Here is a 6,429-nt window from a genome sequence, read left to right as displayed (position 1 = left end):
ATTTGCTGAAGTGAAAACTGATGGTGCTTGTGCCGGAGCTTATACTCTGACTCGTACTTGGACCGCAACTGATTTATGTAATAATGTTACAACTCATGTACAGACTATTAGTGTTGAAGACAAAACTGCTCCAATATTGAGCGAAGCACCTGCTAATATAACAGTAGAATGTTCAAACGTACCTGTGGCAGCCATTTTAACTGCTACCGATAATTGTAATGCTACTCCGGTAGTAGTAACATACAACGAAATAAAATCTGGTATTAGTGAAGTTTTTGCTAGTAACTATACGTTGACCAGAACTTGGACAGCTAAAGATGCTTGTGGTAACGAATCTTCTAAATCTCAAATAATTACTGTAAAAGACTCTACTGCACCTCTAACACCTACTTTGGCTGATGTAACTATCAATGGTTGTAACGGAACTCCAGTAGCTCCAACTACAACAGACAATTGTGCAGGAACGATCACTGGAACAACAACCACGGTATTCCCTATCACAACTCAGGGAACAACTATAGTAACATGGACTTTCAATGATGGTAATGGTAATACAACAACTGCTAATCAAAATGTAATTATAAAAGATGTAACTGCTCCTGTAACTCCTGTTTTAGCAGATGTAATTGGACAATGTATTGCTACGGCAACTATTCCAACTACAACAGACAATTGTTCAGGAACTATAACAGGAACAACTAATGATCCTTTAACTTACAATACACAGGGTACTCATATCATTACTTGGTCTTTCAATGATGGAAATGGAAATACAACTACTACAACTCAGAAAGTAATTGTAAATATTGTTCCAGATATTACAACAATTAATGTTCCTGATTTTATCAATAGTGTAAATGGCACTCCAGTAGATTTAACTACTTATTTACCTCAAGACGCTCCATCGAACGGAACTTGGGTTGATGTAAATAATTCAGGGGCTTTAAACGGAAGTATTTTAGATCCTAACAACGTAGCTTCTGGTGATTATAGTTTCCAATACAATATTGAAACAGAAACTTGTCCAATTAACTATGTCATCAATATCAAAATTGATCAAAGTTTTGTATTAGGCTGTGGAACCATTGAAGTTCATAATGCATTTACTCCAAATGGTGATAATTTCAACGAAATCTTCAAAATTGACAACATTGAAGATACTCTTTGTTACCCTGAAAACACTATAGAAATCTACAACAGATGGGGTGTACTAGTTTATGAAGCAAAAGGATATAACAACCAAGATGTATCATTCAAAGGTATTTCTGAGGGAAGAGTTACAGTTGACAAATCGGCTGGATTACCTACCGGAACTTATTTCTACATATTAAACTATACATCAGTTGGTTTACAAAATGAAATAATAGCTAACAAAAAACAAGGATACCTATACCTTTCCAGATAAAAAACTCAAATCTAATACCAGAGGTTTTAATAAAACCTCTGGTCATAAAACCAAGTCAGATGAAAACAAAATTACTACTAATCAGTTTGATGTTTACAGCAGTGGTAAGTTATGCGCAACAAGATGCACAATTTACACAGTATATGTACAACACTATAAATGTAAATCCTGCTTATGCCGGTTCGAGAGGTGCAATGAGTATATTTGCCCTGCATCGTACCCAGTGGGTTGGATTAGACGGAGCTCCTACAACTAATGCGGTTTCTATCAATACTCCTTTTAACAATAGCAGATTAGGTTTAGGTGTAACAATTATAAATGATAAAATTGGTCCAACTACTGAAAACACATTATCTACCGACCTGTCTTACACCATACCTACTTCTGAAACTGTAAAACTATCTTTTGGTATTAAAGCTACAGCCAATTTATTTGATTTAAACCCTAATAAACTTACTCCAGAACATAGTGGAGATCCTAAATTACAGGGCTTCAATAATAGATTTACACCTAATATTGGTGCTGGAGTATATCTTCATTCTGATAAAGCTTATGTAGGATTCTCGATACCTAACTTCATAGAATCAAATCGCTATGATGATAATGATGTGGCACTCTTTAAAGAAAAAATGACTTACTATTTAATTGCCGGTTATGTTATGGATTTAAGTTACAATCTTAAATTCAAACCTGCTTTGTTAACTAAAATGGTTCAGGGTGCTCCTTTGCAAGTAGATATGTCCGGAAACTTTATGTTTAATGATAAACTTACTTTAGGACTTGCTTACCGATGGAGTGCTTCTGCAAGTGCCATGGTTGGTTTTCAGGTTTCAGAAGCAATGTATATCGGTTATGGATATGATTTAGAAACAACCAAATTAGACAATTACAATTCCGGTTCACATGAAATTTTCTTGAGATACGAAATTTTCAAAAACAACAAAAAAATTACAACTCCAAGATTCTTCTAAATACTATTATCATGAAAAAAAAGATACTCCTTTGCGTGGCTATAGTAAGTGTTTTTTCATTTAACATTTATTCCCAAAAAGCTAAGTTGGCCAATGCCGATAAAAACTATGATAACTATGCTTATATAGATGCCATTAAAACCTATGAGAAAGTAGCAGAGAAAGGATATAAATCGGCTCCTATGTTTCAAAAATTAGGTAATGCTTATTATTTTAATGGAGAATTAGACAAAGCCGTTAAATGGTATGCCGAACTTTTTGCCATGCCAGAAACTGAAATCGAACCTACTTATTATTATCGTTATGCTCAATCATTACGTGCCGTTAACGAAAACAAAAAAGCTGATCAAATTTTAGAACAATTTGATAAAATTTCAAATAATGATAGTAGAGCCAAGCTTTTCAAAAAAAACACAAACTATTTAGATGAGATAAAAGCCAATTCGGGAAGATACAAAATAGAGAATGCAGCCATCAACTCGCAATATTCTGATTATGGTTCCAGTTTTTACAACAATAAAATTGTCTTTACTTCGGCAAGAGATACCGGAAGTTTAGGACAAAGAAAACACACTTGGACAGACCAGCATTTTACAAACTTATACAGTGCTGATTTAGGTGAGGAAATGTCTCCGGCCAATCCTGTAAAATTTAACAAATCGTTAAATTCAAAATTCAACGAAGCAACTCCCGTTTTTACTAAAGACGGAAAAACAGTTTATTTTACCAGAAACAACTATGTAGATGGTAAAAAAGGTAAAAACGAAAACGGAATTACATTAGTTAAATTATATAAAGCAACCTTAGAGGCTGACAAATGGACTAATATACAAGCCCTGCCTTTCACAAGTGATAGCTACAGTACAGCCCACCCTACCCTAAGTCCCGACGAAAAAACATTATACTTTGCCTCTGATATGCCGGGAACATTAGGTCTATCGGATCTTTTCAAAGTACAGATTAATGATGATGGTTCGTTTACCACTCCTGTAAATTTAGGCTCTTCGATAAATACTGAAGGAAGAGAAACATTCCCGTTTGTTAGTCAGGAAAACGAACTTTACTTTGCCTCTGATGGACATCCCGGTGTAGGTGGATTAGATATTTTCATGTCTCGAATTAATGATGATGGTTCGCTTAATAAAGTAGAAAACATAGGTATGGAGGCTAACTCTCCAAAAGATGATTTTGCCTACATTATTGATACAAAATCCCGAAAAGGATTCTTTTCTTCCAATAGAGATGGAGGTCAAGGATATGATGACATCTATCAATTTTTAGAAACCCGAAAATTAATTTGCGAACAAGAATTATATGGAAAAATTACTGATGCCGAATCAAATATCGCCATCCCTAATGCCAAAGTAACTTTGTTTGACAATAAAATGAGTATTTTGAAGAATGTAGAAGCCGATGTAAATGGAGACTACAACTTCCTTGTAGAATGTGGAAAACTATATACTGTCAGAGCTGAAAAAGAAAATTACAGCAGTAATGAAAAACAGATTACTGTCCCTAAAACTAATGGAAAAACTTACTTGCCTATTGCTCTGGAAAAAGACCAATGTAAAGTAACCATTGGTGATGATTTAGGTAAATGTTTTGGTATAAAAATGATTTATTTTGACCTGGATAAATCCAATATTAGAACAGAGGCTGCAATGGATTTAGAAAAAATATTAGATGTTTTAAATCAGTATCCAAAAATGAAATTAGATATTCGTTCTCATACTGATAGTCGTGCTTCTTTCAAATACAATGAAGCACTATCTGACCGAAGAGCCAAATCAACTATTGCCTGGTTAGTTAAAAACGGTATTGATGCTAATCGATTAACCGGAAAAGGTTATGGTGAAAATCAATTGGTAAATAAATGCGCTGACGGTGTAAAATGTACCGAAGAAGAGCACCAAATGAATCGTAGAAGTGAATTTATCATTACTGATTTATAACAAATTAAAATTCTAAAAAATACCAAAAGAACCCCGAATGATTTATTTTCATTCGGGGTTCTTTTTTATATCTAAATTAAGCTACAATTTAAAATAACAACAGCCGAATTTATTTACAATTAAAAAAATTACATTTAAACGACTTTTTAGGTTATTTATAGACTAAAAAAATCCCTTTCATTAATTCTTCTTAAATTTAATCATAAGTTTTTCACTAAAGAAAATTTAACATTTAAAATAGCCTCACTTTTTTATCATAAGAAACTGATGCTATTTAAAAATAAAAATATTCGAGCCCTAAATGTTGTTTCTATCCCCAATACAAACAACATATACTACATTCTTTTAAAATTATTCCAATCACAATAATTTTAATTCACTAGTTTTCAAATTATTATTTTTAATTACAAAACAGATTTTAGATATTTTTATTATCATTATTAATATCCAATTTGTGTTATCTTATTTTTAATTTAAAATAAACATTTTAAAGCCCCATCCTTTAATCTACTTCTTATTTACCATATTCTTAACCTACTACATTTTGAAAATAGGGCATTCAAGCATAGTTTAGATTATTCACTATTCTTGCCCTTAATCTAAATATTGCCTTACTATTTCTATTGTCAACTATTTAAATAATTAGAATATGGAAACAAATCTACCTTCTCAAAAGTTGAAACAAACCATTCTATTTTTTTTCTCGCTAATCATTTTTAGCATCACAAATGGTTTCGCTCAAGATACCTTTGATGGTAAATACTGTCCTGGTCCAGGAGCTGTGGGAGACGAATACGCCACAGGAATTGTATTTAGTGAACAAATTTTAGCAAGCCCCTCCTCCACCTGTCAAATTGGAACAATTCGAGCAAAAGTTGATACGCAGAATCAAGTCTTAAGATTAGGAATGAATATTGGTAATTCAGGTGCAGCGCTTTTTAGACTGTACTTAGACACCGATAACAACCCTTTAACCGGATTAACTTTAGATAGCTTTGGAGGGTCGTTAACCGTAGCCGGTGCTGAATATATTATCGAAATAAATTCGAATGCATCTACTTTTAATTTATATTCCGGAAATGGAAGTACCAAAACGCTGCTTCCTATTAGTAACGGACTAGCTGCTCTTAATGGAAGCGCCACAGGATGTGCCGGTGGTGGAGGTTCCTTCTTAGAATTTAATATTCCTTTTGGAAGTATCGATTTTAATATATGCGATATTAATAATCCTGGATTAATCAATATTACCAAACTTGCTTCCGTTAGTGGTAATTCAGACAACTCCAGTAGATGTACCGATACTCCTCTTACTTTCGGAATCCCTCTAACAGGATCTGTTACTCCGGATGCAACAGTATGTTCAGGTGTTAACAGTACTCTACTATCTGTTAGCGGACTTGCCAATGGTTCTACAATTGTTAAATGGCAATCCTCTGTAAGTCCTTTTTCAATTTGGACAGATATAACTAACACAACTACAAGCTATACTGCCACAAATATTACGCAAACAACCAAATACAGAGCTGTATTTTCAAACACAGGATTATGTAGTGGAAGTAATATTGCTACGAGTGAAGCAACAATAACAGTATCGTCTACACCAATTGCTGCTATCAATATTTCAACTAATGTACCTTGCTTTGGTGGAAATAATGGTCAAGCAACGGCATCTGCAACAGGAGGAACTGCCAATTATTCCTTTAGCTGGAACACAACTCCTGTTCAAAATACAGCTACAGCTTCCGGATTAACTGCAGGAACTTATACCGTTACCGTAACTGATTCTAAAGGATGTACTGATACCGAGTCTATAACCATAACACAACCTAATGCAGCTCTTGCTGCTTCTATCTCTTCTCAATCTAATGTAGATTGTTATGGAAATAGCACTGGTAGTGTAACCGTAGCTGGTGCTAATGGTACGGCTCCTTATACTTATGCCATTGATGGCACAACTTTTGGTAGCAGCGGAATTTTCAATAATCTTGCAGCGGGTGCTTATACTGTAACGGTTAAAGATGCTAATGGATGTACTACTACTCAGGCTGTAACAATCACTCAGCCGAATGCAGCTCTTGCTGCTTCTATCTCTTCTCAATCT

At 34.1% G+C, this 6,429-nt stretch carries 4 protein-coding genes; all 4 read left to right on the top strand.

Annotation, left to right across the window (positions count from 1 at the left end; translation table 11 throughout):
• Positions 1 to 1,405, top strand: a 1,405-nt coding sequence (locus FDM27_RS15945) for a gliding motility-associated C-terminal domain-containing protein (protein ID WP_140487979.1), incomplete at its 5' end; no start/stop codon positions are given.
• Between the two features lie 59 nt (positions 1,406 to 1,464).
• Positions 1,465 to 2,376, top strand: a complete 912-nt coding sequence (locus FDM27_RS15940) for a type IX secretion system membrane protein PorP/SprF (RefSeq protein ID WP_140487978.1) — start codon at positions 1,465 to 1,467, stop codon at positions 2,374 to 2,376.
• 11 nt (positions 2,377 to 2,387) lie between these two features.
• On the top strand, positions 2,388 to 4,328 hold the full coding sequence (locus FDM27_RS15935) for an OmpA family protein (protein WP_140487977.1): 1,941 nt from the start codon (positions 2,388 to 2,390) through the stop codon (positions 4,326 to 4,328).
• Between the two features lie 649 nt (positions 4,329 to 4,977).
• On the top strand, positions 4,978 to 6,429 hold a 1,452-nt coding region (locus tag FDM27_RS15930), incomplete at its 3' end, for a SprB repeat-containing protein (RefSeq protein WP_181161693.1).

Origin of the sequence: Flavobacterium sp. GSA192 (genome assembly GCF_006386525.1) — a bacterium.
GTDB classification, from domain to species: Bacteria; Bacteroidota; Bacteroidia; order Flavobacteriales; family Flavobacteriaceae; genus Flavobacterium; species Flavobacterium commune.
This window is presented reverse-complemented; position numbering and strand designations above follow the sequence as displayed.

Coding starts and splice junctions, on each gene's coding strand:
- FDM27_RS15940 (WP_140487978.1), top strand. CDS start 1,465: ATGAAAACAAAATTACTACTAATCAGTTTGATGTTTACAGCAGTGGTA.
- FDM27_RS15935 (WP_140487977.1), top strand. CDS start 2,388: ATGAAAAAAAAGATACTCCTTTGCGTGGCTATAGTAAGTGTTTTTTCA.